Origin of the sequence: Streptomyces sp. NPDC060209 (genome assembly GCF_042728155.1) — a bacterium.
Lineage (GTDB): Bacteria > Actinomycetota > Actinomycetes > Streptomycetales > Streptomycetaceae > Streptomyces.
In genome coordinates, this window is record NZ_JBHWZS010000147.1 from 1 (window position 1) to 20,071 (window position 20,071).

Below are 20,071 nucleotides of genomic sequence, written 5' to 3' on the forward strand. Positions count from 1 at the left end.
GGATCCACCGGCTGCCCCGCGCTCTTGCGTGCCGTCATTGCGTGTGGCGATTTCCCAGCGCGCCCGGGGGCTCGGGTGGCAATCTGCTGAGCAGTAGATACGCACAGCTACAAGAGCTGCATAGCCGGAGGTGCCGTTTCCGTGCCGACCAACGTCAATCCCACCGTCAGGCGACGCCGGTTGGGCCAGGAATTGCGCCGCCTTCGCGAGATCAAGGGCATGACGGCCGAGGAGGTGGCGGAGCGGCTGCTGGTCTCGCAGTCGAAGATCAGCCGCCTGGAGAACGGCCGCCGTTCCATCAGCCAGCGCGACGTACGCGACCTCTGCGGGGTGTACGAGGTCGAGGACCACCGCGTCGTCGACTCACTGATGCAGATGGCGAAGGACTCCCGCCAGCAGGGCTGGTGGCACGCCTTCGGCGACATCCCGTACAGCGTGTACATCGGGCTGGAAACCGATGCCGAGTCCCTCCGGGTGTACGAACCCCAGGTCGTCCCGGGCCTGCTGCAGACCCGGGGTTACGCGGAGGCTCTGATCAACGGCGCGCTGCCCGAGGCACCGCCGTCCGACATCGAGAAGCGGGTGAACGTCCGGGCCCGCCGCCAGGACCGCGTCAACGCGCCCGAGCACCCCCTGCGCCTGTGGGCCGTCATCGACGAGTCGGCCCTGCGCCGGCTCGTGGGCGGCAAGCAGGTCATGATCGAACAGCTCGAGCACCTGATCGAGCAGTCCCAGCTGCCCCATGTGACCGTGCAGGTACTGCCCTTCGACATGGGGGCGCACCCGGGCATCAACGGCCAGTACGCCGTTCTCGAATTCCCCGACGCCGCGGACTCCAGCGTCGTGTACATCGAGGGGGTCACCAGCGACCTCTACCTGGAGAAGGCGAATGACGTACAGCGCTACAGCGTCATGTACGAGCACCTGAGGGCACAGGCGTTGAACGTGGACCAGACCCGCCAGTTCATCGGCGACATCGCCAAGGGCTACACCCGCTGAAAGCCCTCGGGCACCGCTGGAAGCGCTCCGGCACCCGCTGGAACAGGACAGTCCGACAAAGCCTGATGTGCGGGTAATGCTGTGATGTAGGTGAGGTGGGGGCGGGAAGATACACCGCCCCCACCTCGGAGCGGAAGACCCACATGGAATATGCCATCCGGTCGAGTGAACGGCCCCACCACCAAGCGATGTTGGCGAGTAGCGTCGATCACGCCAACAGGAACGAAGTTGGTGCCACTCACATCAACTCTCTGAACCGGAGTGAACATGGCCATTCTTCAGGGTGCTACGGATAACTGGACGAAGTCGTCGTACTCCGGCGGCAACGGGGCGTGCGTCGAGGTGAAGTCGCCCGTCACGCAGGCCATCGCCGTGCGCGACTCGAAGGCTCCCGAAGGCCCTTCGCTCTCCTTCGTGTCCGGAGCGTGGAACACCTTCGTGCGCGACGTCGCGTCGGGTTCGATCAACGCCTGACGCATACGTCGTCTCCCAGGCGCCGCGCTGCGTCCGGTCGCCGCACACGACCGCCAGGAGCCCTCTCGACCGGCCCGCCGTCCTGGCCGAGGGGGCTCGGCCCGCCACCGGACCCAGCCCCGCCGATCGGCGTACGCACGCATCACGACCTCAGCGGTCGACACCGACAGCGCGCTGAGCGCCCATCGGTGCGTGAGTCACGTCGTACAGCTCTCCCCCTTTTCCGGCCGCACGGGACCCGCATCCCGTGCGGTCGTTCTGCGTTCTCGGGCGTTCCTGCTTTGCGTCGGTCTCTGCACAGCCTGACGAAGTGCCCGCTCATCGTGTGGCCGTGGTCACGTTCGCGACAACGCCCCGCAAGGTCAAGAACGAGTAAAATCGTTCGCCTTGCTGATCTGCGTTCACATCTCTGACCGAGAAGACCTTGACCGTGGACCCGGACAGGCGGTTCAATCCCCCAGGTCCCTGTTCCCGCACGGGGCCCCGCTGAACGGCCGTACTGGCGAAGTGCGTTCCCGTTCACAAGGCGGACCCCTGGAGGGGGCACATGAACAGTCTCGACTGGGCCGTGCTCATCGGATACTTCGGTGTGATGGTCGCGATCGGACTCTGGTCGCACAAACGCGTGGACAATGTCAGCGACTTCTTCACGGCCGGCGGCAAGATGCCGTGGTGGCTGTCCGGCATCTCGCACCACATGTCCGGCTACAGCGCGGTGATGTTCACCGGCTACGCGGGTATCGCTTATCAGTACGGCGTCACGTCCTTCGTGACCTGGTCACTGCCGATCGCGATCGGTATCGGCATCGGCGCGAAGCTCTTCGCCCCCCGCCTCAACCGGCTGCGTTCGCGGCTGCACGTCGCCTCGCCGCTCGAATACCTGAAGAACCGCTACAACATCCAGACCCAGCAGGCCCTGGCCTGGTCCGGCCTGCTGCTGAAGATCGTGGACGTCGGTGCCAAGTGGGCGGCCATCGCGACGCTGCTCTCCGTCTTCACGGGCATCACCCTGACCCAGGGCATCTTCATCACGGGCGCCATCACCGCCGTGTACTGCACGGTCGGCGGGCTGTGGGCCGACGCGCTCACGGAGCTCGGGCAGTTCATCATCCAGCTCTTCGCCGGTCTCGCCATGCTGTTCATCGCCATGGGCAAGCTGGGCGGCTTCAGCTCGCTGTGGACGGTCTGGGACAAGCTGCCCGAGGGCCACACGAGCCCGACGGCCGGCCCGTACACGGTGACGTTCCTGCTCGCGTACCTCTTCATCAAGACCTTCGAGTACAACGGCGGCATGTGGAACCAGGCCCAGCGCTACATGGCCACGGACTCCGCGCGCTCCGCGACCCGTTCGGCCCGGCTCTCGGCCGTGCTGTGGCTGGTCTGGCCGACGGTGCTCTTCTTCCCGATGTGGGTCGCTCCGCTGCTCGTCGAGGCGAAGAAGCCCGACGCCTCGGACAGTTACGCCCTCATGACCGAGCAGCTGCTGCCGCACGGTCTGCTGGGCCTGGTCGTCGTCGGCTTCTTCTCGCACACGATGGCCATGTGCTCCTCCGACGCCAACGCCATCTCGGCGGTCTTCACCCGGGACATCGCACCGGTCTTCTCCAAGGCGGCCCGCACCTGGAGCAACCGCAGCGGTCTGCTGGCCGCGCGGCTGTCCACGCTCGCCTTCCTCGGACTCTCGATGGCGCTGGCGACCCAGATCAACTCGCCGACGTTCAAGGACATCATCTCGGTCGTCATCAAGTGGGTGGCCGGACTGATGGGCCCGATCGCCATCCCGTTCATGCTGGGCCTGCTGCGCAGGTTCCGCCGGTCCGGCCCGACGGCGGCGCTCACCAGCTGGGCGGCGGGGCTGCTCGCGTTCTTCTTCACGAACTACAACCTCGACGGTTCGGTGAAGACGGATGTCGCCCTTCAGTACCAGGTGGCCCTGCCGCTGGCGATCTCGCTCGTGCTCTACATCGTCATCGGGTTCATCAAGCCCGAGGACACCCCGGAGCGCGACGCCCTCATCGAGCTGATCAACACGGACGGCGGGGGCCCTGCCGACGGAGCCGCGGCGGCGGCCGTCCCGTTGCAGAAGCCCGGCCCGGAGAGCACGGGGGTTCCGGAGGGCGTGAAGGACTGACTGCCCCGCACGCGGGGGCACATGAACGGTGGGCGGGCGCGGCGGCGTCCGCCCACCTCTGTCCTGCCCGGCCCTCCCGCTCAGTCCCGCGGATAGCGGGCCAGCCAGCCGGGGGCGACCGCGGTCGGACTGTGCAGGGCGGGCCCCTGGGTCATCTCCATCGCGAAGTCGTCGGAGAGTTCGAGGAGCGTCGAGCGCCCCTCCAGTTCCGCCAGCCAGGCCGGCGGCAGCGCCGTCTCGCCGTGCAGCGCCCCGAGAAGGGCCCCACAGACGGCCCCTGTGGCCGCGGACGGCCCGGAGTGGTTCACGGCGAGCCGCAGCCCGTGGCGTATGTCCTCGCCCACCAGCGCGCAGTACAGCGCCACGGCGAGCACCTCCTCCGCGGAGTCGGTGTCGCCGAGCGCCTCGATGAGGGCGGGCCCGGGGATCCCCTGGCGTACGGAGCCGAGGGCCTGCCGGAGTGCTTCGGTGACCTGCTCGCCGCCCGGCCGTTCGGTGAGCAGGGCGAGAGCGTGCTGGACGGAACCGTCCAGGGTCTCGCCGCGTGCCAGTCCGTGCACCATGACGGCGAGGGCTCCGGCCGCGAGCTGGGCGGTGGCGTGGCCGTGCGTGTGGGCGGCGCACTCGACCGCGAGCTGGAGGACGAGCTGGGGCTCCCATCCGACGAGCAGCCCGAAGGGCGCGGAGCGGGTGAGCGCGGCCGAGTCCCGCGCCGCCGGGTTCTTGGGCACGGCGAGCGTGCCCATCGTGGCGTCACCGAAGCCGACCAGGCACTCCCTGGTGGGGGCGCGGCGGCTGTACAGCCACTCCTCCCTGGCCAGCCAGCCGTTGTCCTTGCGGCGTTCGTCGGGCCCCCAGGCGCTCTGGGTGGCCGCCCAGCGCAGATGGGCGCGGTGTACGTCGGTGGGCGGATGCCAGGCACCGGTGTCACGGCGGACCTGGGCCCTGATCAGCCCGTCGACGGTGAAGAGGGTGAGCTGGGTGACGGCGGTGACGGCACCGCGTCTGCCGTGCACGGGGACGAAGTCGGCGACCCCGTCCACGCCGTGTGCGGCGCGTATCGCCTCCAGGGTGAGCCCCGAGACGCCCGCCCCGAGCGCGTCCCCGATGGCCCCGCCGAGCAGGGATCCCCGCACCCGGCCGCGGAAGTCCTGCTGCTGGACACGGCCCCATACGGCTGTGGTCCCTGTGCTCACCGTGCCCCTTCCACCCGACCCTCCGTGTGCGACTGCGCAAGCACTGTAATCGAACGGGAAGCAGCGGTTCAGGGGCGGAACGGAATGTACGGAGTTTCGCCGCCTGGCATGTGACCGACCCATTTCCGCTGAACTGCCTGCTGTGTGGAGCGTCCGGCCGCCGGCTGTCCGGCGCACCGGGCGGCCGCCGCCGAGGCCCGGGGTCTCACCCCACGGACGCCTCCGGGGCCCGCCGCCGGCAAGATCGCCGACGCCCCCTCCCTCGTCATCGCCGCGCCCGCATGGACCGCCTTCGTCGCCCACCCGGCTCACCCCACGGCGTCCAGCGTCGGATAGTCCGTGTAGCCCGTCTCCCCGCCCACGTACATCAGGTACGCGTCCCGGACCTGGTTCACCGGAGCGCCCGTGCGCATCCGGCGGATCAGGTCGGGGTTGGCCAGGAAGGAGCGGCCGAGCGCGATCACGTCGGCTCCGGCTGCCAGCAGGCGCTCGCCGTGGGCGATGCCGCCGTCCTCCGGGATGCGGTCCTTCGGCAGGACGGGGTTGGCGATCAGCGTGCCCGGCCAGTCCTTCCGGATCCGCTGGAGGACGGGGTCCTCCGGGTCGGCGTACCCCACGTGCAGATAGGCCGCGCCGCGGCCCGCCAGGGCGGCGAGGAGCGCGGGGTAGATCTCCGCGGTGTCGCCCTCGTCCATGCCGTTGACCGTGTTGCCCGGAGAGACGCGCAGGCCGACCCGCTCGGGCCCGATCGCCTCGATGACGGCCTCGACCACCTCCACGACGAAGCGGATGCGGTGGCCCACGGGCCCGCCGTACCCGTCGGTCCTCCGGTTGGTCCCCTGGGCCAGGAACTGGTGCAGCAGATAGCCGTTGGCGCTGTGCACCTCGACCCCTTCGAAGCCCGCCTCGATCGCGTTGCGGGCGGCGGAGGCGAAGTCCGCCACGGTGGACCTGATGTCCTCGGCGGTCATCTCGCGCGGGACGACCGAGGGCCTGCGCCCGTCCGGGGTGTGGATCGTCCCGGGCAGCGCGACCGGCGAGGGGGCCACGGGCGTCAGCCCGCTGGTGTCGGGGTGCCCGACGCGTCCGCCGTGCTGGATCTGGAGGAACATCCTGCCGCCCTCCGCCCGCACCGCCTCGGTGACCCGGCGCCAGCCCTCGACCTGCGCCGGGCTGTGGATCGCCGTGATGTTCGGATACGTCTGCCCCACATGGTTCGGCGTGGAGGCCTCCGCGATGATCAGCCCCGCCGAGGCACGCTGGGCGTAGTAGGCGGCCATGAGCGGGGTCGGTACACCCTCGGGCGTGGCACGGTTCCGGGTCAGCGGAGCCATTACGAGGCGGTGGGGAAGGGTGAGGGGGCCGAGTGAGACGGTCTCGAAGAGCTTCCGGGAGGAAGTGGCTGCGTTCGTCATGCCGGAACGGTAAGAATTGACATTGGTGTCAGGTTCAAGCCCCGGAGGTGAGGAGTTCCATGCGGATCGGCGAGCTGGCCCGGCGTACGGGCGTGAGCGAGCGCTCCCTGCGCTACTACGGGACCCAGGGACTGCTGGCGGCCGAGCGCACCCCCGGCGGCCACCGCGACTACCCGGAGGGCGCGGTCGACCGTGTGATCCGCATCCAGGAGTTCTACGCGGCCGGGCTGTGCAGCTCGAAGATCGCCGACCTGCTGCCCTGCGTACGGGACGCGGACGGCGGTCCCTCCGCGACCGCCACCCCGAGCCTGGTGAGCGACCTCACCCTGGAGCGCGAGCGTATCGACCGGAAGATCGACGAGCTGCGCCGCTCCCGGGAGGTACTGGACGACGTGATCGCCACAGCGGCGGGCGGGAGCACGCGCGGGGACTGAGCGGCGCCGGGCAGGCATCGGCACCGCTCAGAGATCATCCGGCAGGATCCTGAAGTGGGCGTAGCGCCCGGCGAGCGGCCGCAGTGCCCTGAAGTCCCGGAGATCTCTCGTCAGGACGGCGTCGGTGTCGTACTCCGCTGCGAGCGCCACATTCACCGCGTCCACGAGATCCAGGTTCAGCGAGCCGTAGCGAGCTCGTACGGCCAGCGCCGCGTCGAGAATGTCCGGCGTCGGAGGCGCCAGCACCAGCCGCAACTCTCTGATGCGAGCTGTCAGCGAGCGGAGAATACCGTCGGCAGCGCGGCGCCCGGCCCGGCTCGTGGCCACCTGGTGCACTTCGGCGAGCGCAAGGGGACTGGCGACGAGGAGGCCGCACTGATCGGCGGCCTTACGCGCGGCGAGGTGGTCCGGATCGGAGCGGTTGTACAGGACCAGCAGCCCGGACGTGTCGACAACGGCGATCAAGCCGCGTGCCCCCGATTACGGGCCTCACGCTCGGAGAACCCGTCGGACACGGCGTCGCGCACTGCCTCCCGGGTGACCGGTCCACCCAGATCGAAGGTCTCCCCGTCCTCCACGAACGGCTTGTCCCAGACCCGCCGGGCAAGAGCTATGCGGTGGATTCCTTCACGGATCAGCTCCGCTTCGGACACGCCGATCCGGGCCGCCGCCTCCTTGATCAAGGCGAGATCCTCGTCGTCGGCGTACACATTTGTCCGCTTCAAGACCATGCGTCGATAGTACATCTTGTGTACCACTGCGGCGATCCGTCAATCCCCGCATCCGAGCGGCGACCCCGCGCTCCCCGTTGCCGACGGGAAGCGCGGGGGATGAGTCTCAGCCCGGCAGCACCGGCAGCAGCTCCGGCAGGTGGCCGTCCGATGCCGCCGCCGACGTGACGCGCTCCTCCGGCACCTCGCCGTACAGCGTCGTACGCGGCTTCGCCGGCCGGCCCGCCAGGTCGGCGATGGCGACGAGGTCCTGGATCGAGCGGTACGAGCCGTAACTGGAGCCCGCCATGCGGGAGATGGTCTCCTCCATCAGGGTCCCGCCCAGGTCGTTCGCGCCCGAGCGGAGCATCTCGGCGGCCCCCTCCGCCCCGAGCTTCACCCAACTGGTCTGGATGTTGGTGATGTGCGGGTGGAGCAGGAGGCGGGCCATCGCGGTGACGGCCCGGTTGTCGCGGTCGGTGGGACCGGGACGGGCGATGCCCGCCAGGTAGACCGGGGCGTTGGTGTGGATGAAGGGCAGCGTGACGAACTCCGTGAAGCCACCGGTCTCCTGCTGGAGGCGGGCCAGCGTCCTGAAGTGGCCGAGCCAGTGGCGGGGCTGGTCGACATGGCCGTACATCATCGTGGACGAGGAGCGCAGGCCCGTCTCGTGCGCCGTGCGGATGACGTTCAGCCAGTCGGCCGTCGGCAGCTTCCCCTTGGTGAGGATCCAGCGGACCTCGTCGTCGAGAATCTCCGCCGCCGTACCCGGGATCGAGTCGAGCCCGGCCTCCTTGGCGGCGGTCAGCCAGTCGCGGATGGACATGCCGGTGCGGGTCGCGCCGTTGACCACCTCCATCGGCGAGAAGGCGTGGACGTGCATGCCGGGCACGCGCTCCTTCACCGCACGGGCGATGTCGAAGTACGCGGTGCCGGGCAGGTCCGGGTGGATGCCGCCCTGCATGCAGACCTCGACCGCGCCGACGTCCCAGGCCTGCGCCGCACGGTCGGCGACCTGGTCCAGGGAGAGGGTGTAGGCGTCGGCGTCCGTACGCCGCTGTGCGAAGGCGCAGAAACGGCAGCCGGTGTAGCAGACGTTGGTGAAGTTGATGTTCCTGGTGACGATGTAGGTGACGTCGTCACCGACCACGTCGCGGCGCAGGGTGTCCGCGATCCGGCACAGCTCGTCCAGCGCCGGTCCGTCCGCGTGGAGCAGTGCGAGGGCCTGGTCGTCGGTGAGTTTCGTGGGGTCGTCGGCGGCCTGGCTCAGGGCCTGGCGTACGTCGGCGTCGATCCTGGAGGGGACCATGCCGGGGGCGGCGGCCTCACGCAGGGCCTCCCAGTCGCCGTACACCTCGTCGAAGTCGTCGCGCCGGTCGCCGGTGCGGCCCTCGGTGTCGATGGTGCGGTGCAGATCGGTGCGGCCGACGGCGTTGAAGCCCTCGTCGGGCTCCTGCCAGGGCAGCCCGACCGGGATCGCGCCCTCCTTCGCGAGGCCGGTCTCCGGGTCGGCGAGCGCCCGCACGTGCGGCAGCAGGCGGGGATCCAGCCAGGGCTCACCGCGCTGGATGAACTCCGGGTAGATCGTCAGGCGTTCGCGGAGCTGGAAGCCGGACTCGGCGGTGCGGGCCGCGAGTTCGTCGATGTGCGGCCAGGGGCGCTCGGGGTTCACATGGTCGGGCGTGAGCGGTGACACGCCGCCCCAGTCGTCGATGCCCGCGCCGATCAGCAGGGCGTACTCGGCGTCGACGAGGTTCGGCGGGGCCTGGATGCGGGCCGAGGGGCCGAGGATGTGGCGGGCGACGGCGATCGCGGCGGCCAGCTCCTCCAGTTCGGCGTCCGGCATCCCGCGCATCGCCGTGTCCGGCTTGGCGCGGAAGTTCTGGACGATGACTTCCTGGATGCCGTGGTAGGCCCGGGCGGTCTTGCGCATCTCGAAGAGGGAGTCGGCGCGCTCCTCGTAGGACTCACCGATCCCGATCAGGATGCCCGTGGTGAAGGGCACGTTGGACCGGCCGGCGTCCTCCAGGACCCGCAGCCGGACCGCCGGCTCCTTGTCAGGGGAGCCGTAGTGGGGGCCGCCCTTGTCCGACCACAGCCGGGTCGCCGTCGTCTCCAGCATCATGCCCATGGACGGGGCGACGGGCTTCAGCCTCTGCAGGTCCGTCCACGTCATCACACCGGGGTTCAGGTGCGGCAGCAGCCCCGTCTCCTCCAGCACCCGGATCGCCATGGCCCGCACATACGCCAGGGTGTCGTCGTACCCCTCCGCCTCCAGCCACTCCCGCGCCTCGGGCCAGCGGTCCTCCGGCCGGTCGCCGAGCGTGAACAGCGCTTCCTTGCAGCCCATTTCGGCACCCTTACGGGCGATGTCGAGGACCTCGTCGGGCGACAGGAACATCCCGTGGCCCGCGCGCTTGAGCTTCCCGGGCACGGTGACGAAGGTGCAGTAGTGGCAGGTGTCACGGCAGAGCCGGGTCAGCGGGATGAAGACCTTGCGGGAGTACGTGATCACTCCGGGCCGGCCCGCGGCGTCGAGACCCGCGTCCCGGACCCGGGCGGCGGACGCGGCGAGATCGGTCAGGTCCTCCCCCCGCGCCTGGAGCAGTACTGCGGCCTCGGCCACGTCGAGGGCGACACCGTCGCGGGCCCGCCGGAGGGCGCGCCGCATGGCGTTGGTCGTGGGGCGCTGAGGATCGGTCATGAACCGAGCATACGAGCGTGCCGCTCCTCCCGGACCAGGGCCCATGTCCGGCGTAACCGCCCGTCCGGCACTGGCGCCTTGGCCGTTATGTCCTGCTTGCCCCGTAGGCTCGGAGAGGTGATGGAAACGATCGTCTTCGACATCGGAGAAACCCTCGTCCGCGACGACCGCCACTGGGCCTCCTGGGCCGACTGGCTCGGGGTCCCGCCGCACACCGTCAGCGCGCTGGTGGGCGCCGCCGTCGCACAGGGCCGCGACTGCACCGACGCACTGCGCGTCCTGCGCCCCGGCATGGACGTCGGCGAGGCGTACCACGCCCGTGCGGCGGCCGGCCGCGGCGAGCACCTGGACGAGACGGACCTCTACCCCGACGTCCGCCCCGCCCTGGCCGAACTACGCGCGCTCGGGCTGCGGATCGTCGTCGCGGGCGACCGGACGGTCCGGGCCGGAGAGCTTCTGCGAGCTCTGGACCTGCCGGCCGACCTGGTCGTCACCTCGGAGGAGTGGGGCGTCACGAAACCGGACCGGGAGTTCTTCGCCCGCGTACTGGAGGTGTCGGGCGCCGCACCGGAGGCCACCCTGTACGTGGGCGACCATCCCGCCGACGACCTCTTCCCTGCGAAGTCCTCAGGACTGAGGGCGGCCCACATCCGCCGTGGCCCGTACGGTCATTGGTGGGCGGACCACCCGGACGTCGTGGAGACGGCGGACTGGCGCGTCAGCGCCCTGACCGAGCTTCCGGCACTGCTGGGCGGAGCCGGGCGCCGAAGGGCGTTCGCCACCCCGCCCGCACGGTCCGCACCCGCCGCGGAGGCCGCCCCTCCCGAGCAGGCCGCCCTTCCCGCGGAGGAGACCGCGCCTCCCGCTGAGGAGTCCGCGCCTCCCGAGCATTCGCGGCCCTGAGCCCCTACTCCCCCTGGTCCTCGTCTCCGCGCAGCGAGAGCCTCAGCCGGTCGCTCGCCAGCCGCATGTGCTCGGCCATCGCCGCGTCCGCGCCCTCCGGGTCACCCGCCCGGATCGCGTCGAGCACGGCCCCGTGCTCGTGCAGCGTCCCGCTGACCGTGCCCTCGATGTCTCCCGCCCGCTCCATCCACACCTGGAGCAGAGCCCGGATGGAGTGCAGGATGTCGCTGAGCACCGTGTTGCGGGCGATGTTCGCGGTCTCCAGATGGAAGGCGATATCGGCGTCGATGAACGCCTTGACGTCCGTCCCCGCCTCCCGCATCCGCTCCAGGTGCTTCTCCAGCCGCTCGACGTCCGCCTCGGACGCCCGGTCCGCGGCCAGCCGCGCCGACATGCCCTCCATGAAGGTGCGGACCTCGACCAGGTCCTGCGTGCGGCGCTGACCGAGCATCAGGCCCCAGTTGATGGCCCGCGGCAGGAACTCCGAGGTCCCCTCACGGACGTACGAGCCCGAGCCCGGCCTGATCTCGATGATGCCCAGGACGTCCAGCGCGGACAGCGCCCCGCGCACGCTGGAGCGCGCGACGCCGAGGGCGTCGGCGAGCTGGCGCTCGGCGGGCAGGCGCGTACCCGGCTTCAGGTTTCCCTCGGACAGGTGATCAAGGAGCCGCTTGGCCACCTCACTGACCGAGGACTCCCGTACGACGGGGCGCAGAAGTGACGTGAAATCGGGCGCTTCGGGCTGCGTGGACACGCTGACCAGTACATCAGACGGGACGACGGAACCCCGGAGCGGGCGGACGATAACGCGCTCATCGGTCCAGGAGAAGAGCTCAGGGGAGCGACCTACGTCACTTTGGTAAATTGGTGACCAATTTAGGATCCAGGGCTAGCTTGGAGTTGTTCACCGGCCGGAAACACAACCTTCCATGGTTCGCCTTCACCTGCCGGAGTAGACACAGAACCGGACAAAGCGGTCCGCAAGCGAGGAGTCTCCATGGGCGCCACTGCGCATTCAGCGATCGAGAGATCAGCGATCAAGAAGGTCTCGGTCCGGCTCGTCCCCTTCGTGGCCCTGATGTTCTTCGTGAACTACCTGGACCGGACGGCCGTCTCCTTCGCCGAGCCCAACGGCATGGGGCAGGACCTCGCCCTCACCGCGGCGCAGTTCGGCTTCGCCTCCGGCGTCTTCTTCATCGGCTACATCATTCTCGAAGTGCCCAGCAACATGGCACTGCACAAGTTCGGCGCCCGGCGCTGGCTGGCCAGGATCATGGTGTCCTGGGGCATCGTCGCCCTCCTCTTCACCTGGGTGCAGAACATCGAGCAGCTGTATACGCTCCGCTTCCTGCTCGGTGTCGCCGAGGCCGGCTTCTTCCCCGGCGCGATCCTCTTCCTCAGCCAGTGGGTGCCCTCCCGGCACCGTACGAAGGTGCTCGGCCTCTTCTACCTGGCGCAGCCACTGACCACTGTCATCGGCGCCCCGCTCGCCGGCTGGTTCATCAACCAGCACGGGCTCTTCGGCCTCGAGGGCTGGCGCGTGATGTTCCTCGGCGTGTCCATCCCGGCGATCCTGCTGGGTGTCGTCGCCTGGTTCTACCTGATCGACAAGCCGGCCGACGCGAAGTGGCTGACCCCTGACGAGCGGGACTGGCTGACGAAGGAACTCGCAGCCGAGAACGCCGGCAAGACCGGTGCGGACGAGAAGACCAACCACGGCAAGGAGGCCCTGAAGGCCGCCTTCACCAACAGCCGGGTGTGGACGCTCGCCCTCATCTACTTCGGCTTCATCTACGGCCTGTACGCCCTCGCCTTCTTCCTGCCGACGATCATCAACGGCTTCCAGGAGCAGTTCGGCACGACGTTCAGCGTCATGGACAAGGCCCTGATCACGGCCGTCCCGTACCTCCCGGCCGCGATCGTCCTCTACTTCTGGTCGCGCAACGCCACCAAGCACGGTGTCCGTACCTGGCACATCGCGGGACCGGCCGTCGTCGGCGGAATCTCCATCCCGGTCGCCCTCTACATGGGCTCACCGGCCGCCACGATCGCCGTCATCACCGTCACCGCCTGTGCGATCTTCGCCGCGCTGCCGGTCTTCTGGTCGGTCCCCTCGCAGTTCCTGACCGGCGCGGCAGCCGCGGCCGGTATCGCCCTGATCAACACCGCGGGCAACGTGGCCGGTTTCGCCGCCGGATACGTGACCGGCTGGCTGAAGGACTTCAGCGGTGCGTACTACCTGCCGCTGTTCCTCGTCGGGGCCTTCATGCTCATGTCCGCCGCGCTGATGCTGTGGCTCGCCAAACGGTCCAACGACCGGGACGCGCACCACGGCCGGCCTCTCGCAGAGGTTCGCTGATGACCCGCCTGTCCAACGACCCCGCCGCCTTCGCCGACGAAGCGCTCGAAGGCTTCGTCGCCGCCCACCCCCGCAGGGTCCGCCAGGTCCCCGGCGGAGTGGTCCGGGCCACCCGTACCGCCCCCGGCCAGGTCGCCGTGGTGGTCGGCGGCGGCTCCGGGCACTACCCGGCCTTCTCCGGGCTGGTCGGTCAGGGCCTCGCCCACGGCGCGGCGGTCGGCAACGTCTTCGCCTCGCCCTCCGCCCACCAGGTGCGCCAGGTCGCCAGGGCCGCCGAGACCGGCGGCGGCGTCCTCCTCGCCTACGGGAACTACGCGGGCGACGTCCTGCACTTCGGCCAGGCCGCCGCAGAGCTGACCGCCGAGGGCATACCCGCCCGCACGCTCGGCGTCACGGACGACATGTCCAGCGCCTCGCCCGACGACGCCCACAAGCGCCGCGGTGTCGCCGGGGACCTGGCCGTCTTCAAGGTGGCCGCAGCGGCGGCCGAGGCCGGCCGGCCGCTGGACGAGGTGACCCGGATCGCGGAGCTGGCGAACGCCCGTACCCGCTCCTTCGGTGTCGCGTTCTCCGGCTGCACGCTGCCGGGCGCCGACCACCCCCTCTTCACGGTTCCCGAGGGCCGCATGGCCGTGGGCCTCGGCATCCACGGCGAGCCCGGCATGGGCGAGCGGCCCGTGCCGACCGCCGACGAGGCGGCCGAACTCCTGGTCTCCACCGTCCTCGGCGAGCTTCCCGAGGGAGTCGGGTCGCCGCGCGGGCAGCGGGCCGCGGTGATCCTCAACGGCCTCGGCTCGGTGAAGTACGAGGAATTGTTCGTCGTCTACCGCCGGGTCGCGCAACTTCTCGCCGAGGCCGGTGTCCAGACCGTCGACCCCGAGGTCGGCGAGCTGGTCACCAGCTTCGACATGGCCGGTGTCTCGCTCACCCTGTGCTGGCTCACCGAGGAGCTGGAGCCGCTGTGGACGGCCCCGGCCGACGCCCCCGCCTACCGCAAGGGCACCGTCGAAGCCGCGGAACTGTTCGTCCCGGACCTGACGGCGGAGGCGGCCGAGGACAGCGTCCCGCCCGCCACCGACGCCTCCCGCGAGGCGGCCCGCACGGTCCTCGCCGCCCTGCGCGTCCTCAAGGACACCGTCGGTGTCCACGCCGAGGAGCTCGGCCGGATCGACGCGGTCGCCGGTGACGGCGACCACGGCATCGGCATGCAGCGCGGCTCCACCGGGGCGTACGAGGCGGCGGCCCGCGCCGAGACGCTCGGCGCCGGTGCAGAAACGCTTCTGCACCGGGCTGCCGACGCCTGGGCCGACCGGGCGGGCGGCACCTCCGGCGCCCTGTGGGGCGTCATCCTCCGGGCGGTCGGCACCGCGCTCGGCGACACCGAGCGGCCCACGGCCCCCGTGGTCGCCTCAGGGGTCGCACGGGCGACGGCCGGCGTGATGGAGCTCGGGAAGGCGGAGGTCGGCGACAAGACGATGGTCGACGTCCTCGTCCCCTTCTCCTACGCGCTCACCGCCGCCACGCAGGCGGGACAGCCCCTGGCCACCGCCTGGGACACCGCCGCGCACTCCGCGTCCGCCGCCGCAGAAGCCACGGCGGGCCTGCTCCCCCGGATGGGCCGCGCCCGGCCGCACGCCGAGAAGAGCCTCGGCACTCCGGATGCCGGAGCCCACTCGCTCGCCCTGATCGTCCGTGCCGTGCACGGCGTGTTCGTACCCACCCTGGAGAACCACTGATGTCCGAAAAGCTCCGCATCGTCGTCGGCTCCGACGACGCCGGCTACGCGTACAAGGAAGCCCTCAGGAAGGACCTGGAGGCCAGCGGCCTCGTCGCCACCGTCACCGATGTGGGGGTCGACGCGGACGGGCACACCGCCTACCCGAAGGTCGCCATCGCCGCCGCCGAGATGATCGCCCGCGGCGAGGCCGACCGCGCCCTGCTGGTCTGCGGAACGGGCCTCGGGGTCGCCATCGCCGCCAACAAGGTCAAGGGGATCCGGGCCGTCACCGCCCACGACTCCTTCTCCGTCGAGCGCGCGGTCCTCTCGAACAACGCCCAGGTCCTCACCTTCGGCCAGCGCGTCGTCGGCCTGGAGCTGGCCCGCCGGCTCGCCGCCGAGTGGCTGACGTACCGCTTCGACGAGGCGTCGGCGTCCGCCGCCAAGGTCGCGCTGATGGACGACTACGAGAACAAGAACGACCACGAGAACCAGCAGGAAGCCGCAGCCTGATGTCCGCCGCGCAGAACCCCCGGGTCACGATCGGGGTGAGCCTGAAGATGTACTTCGGCCACCACCAGACCCTCAACTGGGCGCGCAGCATCGCCGCACTCGCCGCCCGGCACCCGGCTGTCACCAGCGGAACGGCCGAGCTGTTCGTGCTGCCCGCCTTCCCCGCGCTGGTCCCGGTCACCGGGATCCTGGCAGGCACGGAGGTGCGGACCGGCGCGCAGGACCTGGCGACCGACGACTCCGGCCCGTACACCGGCGAGGTCAGCGGCGCCCACCTGCACGAGATCGGCGCACGCTACGCCGAGGTCGGCCATGCCGAGCGCCGCCGGCTCTTCGGCGAGGGCGACACGGTCGTCGCCGCCAAGACCGCTGCCGCCCTGCGCAACGGCCTGACCCCGGTGCTCTGCATCGGCGAACTCGACCAGGTGTCCCCCTCCGAGGCGGCCGCACGCACGGTCGCCGAGGCCGAACGCATCCTGGCCACGGCGGCACACGAGGGCCCCCTCGCCCCGGTCGTCCTGGCGTACGAGCCGCAGTGGGCCATCGGCGCCCCCCGGCCCGCCTCCCCGGAGCACATCCGCGCCGTCTGCGCAGCCCTCACCACCTGGCTCGCCACCCAGCCGTCCCTGGCCGGCAGCCGCGTGATCTACGGCGGCAGCGCGGGCCCCGGGCTGCTGACCGAACTGGGCACGGGCGTCGACGGACTGTTCCTCGGCCGCTTCGCCCACGACCCGGCAGCGGTGGAACGCATCCTCGACGAGACCCTGGAAGGAGCTCTCGCGTGTCCTACGGCCTGAGCACCTACGCCTTCTTCTGGCGCATCTCGGACAGGGCCCCCCGCCCCGTCACGCTCGACGAGATGCTCGCGCAGACCCGGGAGACGGGCGGCGAGGTCTTCCAGATCTGCGACTACCCGCTGATCGAGACGTACGACGACGAGCAGCTCGACGCCCTGCGCGCAACGGCGGCCGGGCACGGCATCACGCTGGAGCTGGGCACCAGGGGCGTGCGCACGGAGCACCTCGCCACCTACCTCCGCATCGCACGGCGCCTGGGCGTCACCCTGGTGCGCTCGATGATGAACACCGCGGACCACCGGCCGACCGTCGCGGAGGCCACCGCCCTCCTGCGCGAGGCCGTCCCCGCCTACGCGGCGGCGGGTGTCACGCTCGGCCTGGAGACCTACGAACAGGTATCGACCGACGACCTGTTGTCAGTCGTACGCGGCGTGGACAGCCCGCACCTCGGCGTCGTCCTCGACCCGGGCAACAGCGTCGCCCGGCTGGAGCGCCCGGTGGACGTCGTCGACGCCACCGCCCCCTACGTGGTGAACATCCACGTCAAGGACTTCTCGTTCTCCCGCCGCGACGGCTGGGTCGGCTTCACCTTCGCCGGCTGCCTTCTCGGCGAGGGCCTCCTCGACTACGGCCACATGATCGACACGGTCGGACCGGACGAGCGGGGCATCAACCAGATCGTGGAGCACTGGCTCCCCTGGCAGGGCGATTTCGAGGAAACCGCCCGCCTGGAGGACCAGTGGACCCGGCACAGCATCAACACCCTTTTGAGGAGCAAGTAATGGCCACCGGATCCAAGACCGTCGCCGTCATCGGGGCCGCAGGCAAGATGGGCCAGCGCGTCTCCAACAACCTGGTCAAGAGCGACTTCACCACCCTCTTCGCCGAGAACTCCCCCAAGGGCCAGGAGCTGATCCGCGAGCTCGGCCGCGAGCTGACTGACAGCGCCGACGCCGCCGCGCAGGCCGACGTCGTCATCCTCGCCGTCCCTGACGTCGTCCTCGGCACGGTCTCCGAGCAGCTCGTCCCGGTCATGAAGCCCGGCGCGATCCTGCTGACCCTGGACCCGGCCGCCGCCTACGCCGGCCTGCTGACCCGCCGCGCCGACGTGCACAACGCCGTCGCGCACCCCTGCCACCCGTCGGTGTTCCTGGAGCGCACGACGAAGGAGGAATGGGCGGACACCTTCGGCGGCATCGCCGCCCCGCAGGAGGTCGTCGCCTCCTTCGAGCCCGCCGACGAGGCCGCCGACCCGGCCGCGCAGGAGCTCGCCGAGGCCGTCATCTCCACCATGTACGCACCGGTCGTCGAGGTGCACTGGGTGACCGTCAAGCAGCTCGCGGTCCTGGAGCCGACCCTCGTCGAGACGATCGCCTGCATGGTCGGCGCCCTGCTGACCGAGGCGCTCCACGAGACGGTCCACACGGTGGGCGTCCCGGAGAAGGCCGCCCGCGCCATGCTGCTCGGCCACACGCAGGTCGCGCTGGCCAACACCCTCAAGGGCTCGAACCCGTTCTCCGACGCGTGCCTGATCGCGATGGACTACGGGCGCGAGTCGATCGTCCGCGACGACTGGAAGAACGTCTTCAAGGACGACGAGCTCGACAAGGTCATCACGCGGATGCTCAAGATCAAGGAGATCAAGCGCTGACCCGGTCCTGACCACCGGTACACCGCTCGGTACTCCCGCGGAACGGGCCGGGCTCTCCATCAGGGGTGGAGGGCCCGGCCCTTCGCGCACCCCACCCCACAAAGGCGCTAGAAGTGTACACTTCTGCACATGAGTGACACACTGCCGATCACAGAGGCCCGCGCCCGCTTCGGCTCGCTGGTGCGCCGGGCGTCCCACGCTCGCGAGCGCATCACCATCACCGACCATGGCCAGCCCGCCGCCATACTGATCAACCCGCAGGAGCTCGCCGAGCTCGAGGACGCCCTCGCTCTGGCGCAGTACCGTGCGCGTCAGACGGCCGGCACGGTGGAGACCGTGTCTCATGACGAGGTACGCGCCCGACTCGGCCTGGAGCAGCATTGACGTATCAGGTCACATGGACGAGCACGCCATCGATCAGGCGGCCCGATTCCTCAAGGATGACCCCGACGGCCTGCGCCTGCTGATGGACGCCGTCGATCTCCTCGCCGACAGCCCTCGACCGGAGGGGTCAGCCGAGTACGGAGCCCCCACCCTCCGCCGCATGCATGTGGGCCGCTATCGGGTGATGTACGAAATCACCGATGCGGCGGTAACGGTGATCGTGATCCATGTAGGACGAATCGGCTGGCCTCCGGACCACCGGGACCGAACCGCTTCACCGCTCGGCGCTCCCCGAAGGGCCGGGCTCTCCATCAGGGGTGGAGGGCCCGGCCCTTCGCGTGGCACGGCCCGCCAAGACGACGTGCGACCGTGACCCTCGTGTGATCACCGCCCCGTAACCTCCCATCGGCCAGGGGGAATTCACGGGGCGCGTGATCGATGCGGGGGCAGTTCATGACATACAGACGTGCGGCGATACCGGCACTGGTCGGAGGGGTGCTGCTCACGGCACTTCTGTGGTGGGCGGGGGCGAGCGTGAACGCACTGCGTCTGCCGGGCACCAGCGATGCGCTCGGCGGCCGGACGGCCGCCGACCTCCAGTACTGGCTCACCCCCTGGTCATACGATCCGCCGGACTCGGTCCGGTTCGGCACCGGGGTACTGGGGGACATCGGGGATCAGGGCTCGGCCGACCCCGGCCGCTATCTCTCCCTGTACGGGACCGCGATGCAGATCCGGTTCGCCGCGCTCTTCGCCTTCTTCGTACCCGGCGCGCTCCTCCTGGTCCGCAGGCTGCCACCGGTGAACGGCCGCCTTCCGGCCACGCTCCTCGCGGTGTGGGCCTGGGGCCTGGTCACCGGGACCCTCGCGGTGACCGTCTCCGCGCCGTGGCTCATCGCCTCGTACGGGCACGGCAGTTACCGCCTCCTGCCCCAGCTGGCGTCCGTGGGCTCCGGCGGGCGGCAGATCGTGGTGGTGACCGCGCTCGTCGCGGCAGCCGTCACCGTGCTCGTGGCGCGGATCACGGCCAAGGGCGCGGGCCCGCTGCCGCTGCGGGCCGTCCCCGTGCGGGCCGCCCGTCTCGCGGCGACCGCCGGTACCGCCGTGGTCGCCGTCTCCTCGGTGGTCCTCTCCTACGAGTCGGTGGCAGCGTCCATCCAGACGGTCTCCCTGCCCGGCCGGCTGCTCTCCGAACCGGGCGACCTGCTGCGGCAGTGGCTGCTGCTCGGCGGCTGGGCGGGCCCGGCGGGCGGGTCGACCGGCCACTGGTTCCTGTACCGCCTCGCCGACGTGCTGCTGCTCGCCGTGGTGTGGTGGACGCTGCGGCGACTGCCCGTCCTGCTCACCCGGGCCACCGTGCCGGCGATGGTGGCCGGGGCGGTCTGCGCGACCGTCGTCGGACTGCTGGCGAACCAGCTGCTGCAGGCAGTGATGACCGGTGGGGACTCGGGGGCGCGCTGGGGATGGCAGCACCTGTCCGGAAGCCTCGGCCACGGCGTCCCCGCCGCGCTGACCTGGGGCGTGCTGGCCGGCCTCACCGCGGTCGTGGCCCTGCGCCTGGCCGGAGGCGGCGCGGAGAGCACCGAGACCGTGCCGCCGCCCACCACGCCCACCGAACCGGCGCCCGCGCAACTGCCGGACCGGCCCGCCGTATGACAGCAGCCCCCGTCCGGCTGTCGCCGGG

Annotated in this window: 21 protein-coding genes; 15 read left to right on the forward strand and 6 right to left on the reverse strand. The window is 70.5% G+C overall.

The window, feature by feature from the left end; genetic code table 11:
- The first annotated feature begins 141 nt into the window (after positions 1 to 141).
- From ACFWFI_RS25255 to ACFWFI_RS25265, 3 genes are all read left to right on the forward strand, one after another.
- Complete coding sequence (locus ACFWFI_RS25255) at positions 142 to 999, forward strand: helix-turn-helix domain-containing protein (protein WP_387394299.1); 858 nt, start codon at positions 142 to 144, stop codon at positions 997 to 999.
- Positions 1,000 to 1,266: 267 nt separating this feature from the next.
- On the forward strand, positions 1,267 to 1,473 hold the full coding sequence (locus tag ACFWFI_RS25260) for a DUF397 domain-containing protein (protein WP_329229919.1): 207 nt from the start codon (positions 1,267 to 1,269) through the stop codon (positions 1,471 to 1,473).
- A 547-nt stretch (positions 1,474 to 2,020) separates the two neighbouring features.
- Positions 2,021 to 3,604, forward strand: coding sequence for a sodium:solute symporter family protein (locus tag ACFWFI_RS25265; RefSeq protein ID WP_387394302.1), 1,584 nt, complete (start codon positions 2,021 to 2,023; stop codon positions 3,602 to 3,604).
- Positions 3,605 to 3,684: 80 nt separating this feature from the next.
- Here the strand turns inward: ACFWFI_RS25265 and ACFWFI_RS25270 are convergent, their stop codons facing one another.
- Complete coding sequence (locus ACFWFI_RS25270) at positions 3,685 to 4,800, reverse strand: ADP-ribosylglycohydrolase family protein (RefSeq protein ID WP_387394304.1); 1,116 nt, start codon at positions 4,798 to 4,800, stop codon at positions 3,685 to 3,687.
- Between the two features lie 144 nt (positions 4,801 to 4,944).
- Here ACFWFI_RS25270 and ACFWFI_RS25275 point away from each other — a divergent pair, with 144 nt between their 5' ends.
- On the forward strand, positions 4,945 to 5,136 hold the full coding sequence (locus tag ACFWFI_RS25275; protein WP_387394306.1) for a hypothetical protein: 192 nt from the start codon (positions 4,945 to 4,947) through the stop codon (positions 5,134 to 5,136).
- Here the strand turns inward: ACFWFI_RS25275 and ACFWFI_RS25280 are convergent.
- Positions 5,109 to 6,215 carry an alkene reductase gene (locus ACFWFI_RS25280; protein WP_387394308.1) on the reverse strand — a complete coding sequence of 369 codons (1,107 nt, stop codon included), beginning with the start codon at positions 6,213 to 6,215 and terminating at the stop codon, positions 5,109 to 5,111. The genes ACFWFI_RS25275 and ACFWFI_RS25280 overlap by 28 nt on opposite strands.
- A gap of 59 nt (positions 6,216 to 6,274) precedes the next feature.
- Here ACFWFI_RS25280 and ACFWFI_RS25285 point away from each other — a divergent pair, with 59 nt between their 5' ends.
- Positions 6,275 to 6,649 (forward strand): MerR family transcriptional regulator, encoded by a 375-nt coding sequence (locus ACFWFI_RS25285; protein ID WP_387394310.1) that lies wholly within the window; start codon positions 6,275 to 6,277, stop codon positions 6,647 to 6,649.
- Between the two features lie 27 nt (positions 6,650 to 6,676).
- Here ACFWFI_RS25285 and ACFWFI_RS25290 read toward each other — a convergent pair whose 3' ends face one another.
- From ACFWFI_RS25290 to ACFWFI_RS25300, 3 genes are all read right to left on the reverse strand, one after another.
- On the reverse strand, positions 6,677 to 7,114 hold the full coding sequence (locus ACFWFI_RS25290; protein ID WP_387394312.1) for a type II toxin-antitoxin system VapC family toxin: 438 nt from the start codon (positions 7,112 to 7,114) through the stop codon (positions 6,677 to 6,679).
- Positions 7,111 to 7,380, reverse strand: coding sequence for a ribbon-helix-helix domain-containing protein (locus tag ACFWFI_RS25295; protein WP_387394314.1), 270 nt, complete (start codon positions 7,378 to 7,380; stop codon positions 7,111 to 7,113). Before ACFWFI_RS25295 ends, ACFWFI_RS25290 begins: the two co-directional genes overlap by 4 nt.
- Before the next feature lie 106 nt (positions 7,381 to 7,486).
- Positions 7,487 to 10,063 carry a bifunctional FO biosynthesis protein CofGH gene (locus ACFWFI_RS25300; protein WP_387394316.1) on the reverse strand — a complete coding sequence of 859 codons (2,577 nt, stop codon included), beginning with the start codon at positions 10,061 to 10,063 and terminating at the stop codon, positions 7,487 to 7,489.
- 120 nt (positions 10,064 to 10,183) lie between these two features.
- On the opposite strand from ACFWFI_RS25300, the gene ACFWFI_RS25305 reads away from it, so the two are divergent.
- Positions 10,184 to 10,966, forward strand: a complete 783-nt coding sequence (locus tag ACFWFI_RS25305) for an HAD family hydrolase (RefSeq protein WP_387394336.1) — start codon at positions 10,184 to 10,186, stop codon at positions 10,964 to 10,966.
- Between the two features lie 4 nt (positions 10,967 to 10,970).
- Here ACFWFI_RS25305 and ACFWFI_RS25310 read toward each other — a convergent pair whose 3' ends face one another.
- Entirely contained in the window at positions 10,971 to 11,720 is a 750-nt protein-coding gene (locus ACFWFI_RS25310) for a FadR/GntR family transcriptional regulator (protein ID WP_387394318.1), read from the reverse strand.
- A gap of 243 nt (positions 11,721 to 11,963) precedes the next feature.
- Here ACFWFI_RS25310 and ACFWFI_RS25315 point away from each other — a divergent pair, with 243 nt between their 5' ends.
- From ACFWFI_RS25315 to ACFWFI_RS25355, 9 genes are all read left to right on the forward strand, one after another.
- On the forward strand, positions 11,964 to 13,325 hold the full coding sequence (locus ACFWFI_RS25315) for an MFS transporter (RefSeq protein WP_387394320.1): 1,362 nt from the start codon (positions 11,964 to 11,966) through the stop codon (positions 13,323 to 13,325).
- Positions 13,325 to 15,061 carry a dihydroxyacetone kinase family protein gene (locus tag ACFWFI_RS25320; protein ID WP_387394322.1) on the forward strand — a complete coding sequence of 579 codons (1,737 nt, stop codon included), beginning with the start codon at positions 13,325 to 13,327 and terminating at the stop codon, positions 15,059 to 15,061. Before ACFWFI_RS25315 ends, ACFWFI_RS25320 begins: the two co-directional genes overlap by 1 nt.
- Positions 15,061 to 15,555, forward strand: a complete 495-nt coding sequence (locus ACFWFI_RS25325) for a ribose-5-phosphate isomerase (RefSeq protein ID WP_387394324.1) — start codon at positions 15,061 to 15,063, stop codon at positions 15,553 to 15,555. The genes ACFWFI_RS25320 and ACFWFI_RS25325 overlap by 1 nt, the downstream gene beginning before the upstream one ends.
- On the forward strand, positions 15,555 to 16,352 hold the full coding sequence (locus ACFWFI_RS25330) for a triose-phosphate isomerase family protein (protein WP_387394326.1): 798 nt from the start codon (positions 15,555 to 15,557) through the stop codon (positions 16,350 to 16,352). The genes ACFWFI_RS25325 and ACFWFI_RS25330 overlap by 1 nt, the downstream gene beginning before the upstream one ends.
- Positions 16,337 to 17,134, forward strand: coding sequence for a sugar phosphate isomerase/epimerase family protein (locus ACFWFI_RS25335; protein ID WP_387394328.1), 798 nt, complete (start codon positions 16,337 to 16,339; stop codon positions 17,132 to 17,134). The genes ACFWFI_RS25330 and ACFWFI_RS25335 overlap by 16 nt, the downstream gene beginning before the upstream one ends.
- On the forward strand, positions 17,134 to 18,003 hold the full coding sequence (locus tag ACFWFI_RS25340) for a phosphogluconate dehydrogenase C-terminal domain-containing protein (RefSeq protein WP_387394330.1): 870 nt from the start codon (positions 17,134 to 17,136) through the stop codon (positions 18,001 to 18,003). Before ACFWFI_RS25335 ends, ACFWFI_RS25340 begins: the two co-directional genes overlap by 1 nt.
- 129 nt (positions 18,004 to 18,132) lie before the next feature.
- Positions 18,133 to 18,387 (forward strand): type II toxin-antitoxin system prevent-host-death family antitoxin, encoded by a 255-nt coding sequence (locus ACFWFI_RS25345; RefSeq protein ID WP_387394332.1) that lies wholly within the window; start codon positions 18,133 to 18,135, stop codon positions 18,385 to 18,387.
- 82 nt (positions 18,388 to 18,469) lie between these two features.
- Positions 18,470 to 18,760 (forward strand): type II toxin-antitoxin system RelE family toxin, encoded by a 291-nt coding sequence (locus tag ACFWFI_RS25350; protein WP_387394338.1) that lies wholly within the window; start codon positions 18,470 to 18,472, stop codon positions 18,758 to 18,760.
- 80 nt (positions 18,761 to 18,840) lie between these two features.
- Complete coding sequence (locus ACFWFI_RS25355; protein WP_387394334.1) at positions 18,841 to 20,043, forward strand: hypothetical protein; 1,203 nt, start codon at positions 18,841 to 18,843, stop codon at positions 20,041 to 20,043.
- The last annotated feature ends 28 nt before the right edge of the window (positions 20,044 to 20,071 follow it).

What these genes read in the sequence shown, in the direction of transcription:
- ACFWFI_RS25305 (WP_387394336.1), top strand. Translation starts at nt 10,184, where the DNA reads ATGGAAACGATCGTCTTCGACATCGGAGAAACCCTCGTCCGCGACGAC.
- ACFWFI_RS25295 (WP_387394314.1), bottom strand. Translation starts at nt 7,380, where the DNA reads ATGGTCTTGAAGCGGACAAATGTGTACGCCGACGACGAGGATCTCGCC.
- ACFWFI_RS25340 (WP_387394330.1), top strand. Translation starts at nt 17,134, where the DNA reads ATGGCCACCGGATCCAAGACCGTCGCCGTCATCGGGGCCGCAGGCAAG.
- ACFWFI_RS25265 (WP_387394302.1), top strand. Translation starts at nt 2,021, where the DNA reads ATGAACAGTCTCGACTGGGCCGTGCTCATCGGATACTTCGGTGTGATG.
- ACFWFI_RS25350 (WP_387394338.1), top strand. Translation starts at nt 18,470, where the DNA reads ATGGACGCCGTCGATCTCCTCGCCGACAGCCCTCGACCGGAGGGGTCA.
- ACFWFI_RS25260 (WP_329229919.1), top strand. Translation starts at nt 1,267, where the DNA reads ATGGCCATTCTTCAGGGTGCTACGGATAACTGGACGAAGTCGTCGTAC.
- ACFWFI_RS25285 (WP_387394310.1), top strand. Translation starts at nt 6,275, where the DNA reads ATGCGGATCGGCGAGCTGGCCCGGCGTACGGGCGTGAGCGAGCGCTCC.
- ACFWFI_RS25315 (WP_387394320.1), top strand. Translation starts at nt 11,964, where the DNA reads ATGGGCGCCACTGCGCATTCAGCGATCGAGAGATCAGCGATCAAGAAG.
- ACFWFI_RS25300 (WP_387394316.1), bottom strand. Translation starts at nt 10,063, where the DNA reads ATGACCGATCCTCAGCGCCCCACGACCAACGCCATGCGGCGCGCCCTC.
- ACFWFI_RS25325 (WP_387394324.1), top strand. Translation starts at nt 15,061, where the DNA reads ATGTCCGAAAAGCTCCGCATCGTCGTCGGCTCCGACGACGCCGGCTAC.
- ACFWFI_RS25280 (WP_387394308.1), bottom strand. Translation starts at nt 6,215, where the DNA reads ATGACGAACGCAGCCACTTCCTCCCGGAAGCTCTTCGAGACCGTCTCA.
- ACFWFI_RS25330 (WP_387394326.1), top strand. Translation starts at nt 15,555, where the DNA reads ATGTCCGCCGCGCAGAACCCCCGGGTCACGATCGGGGTGAGCCTGAAG.
- ACFWFI_RS25345 (WP_387394332.1), top strand. Translation starts at nt 18,133, where the DNA reads ATGAGTGACACACTGCCGATCACAGAGGCCCGCGCCCGCTTCGGCTCG.
- ACFWFI_RS25355 (WP_387394334.1), top strand. Translation starts at nt 18,841, where the DNA reads ATGACATACAGACGTGCGGCGATACCGGCACTGGTCGGAGGGGTGCTG.
- ACFWFI_RS25320 (WP_387394322.1), top strand. Translation starts at nt 13,325, where the DNA reads ATGACCCGCCTGTCCAACGACCCCGCCGCCTTCGCCGACGAAGCGCTC.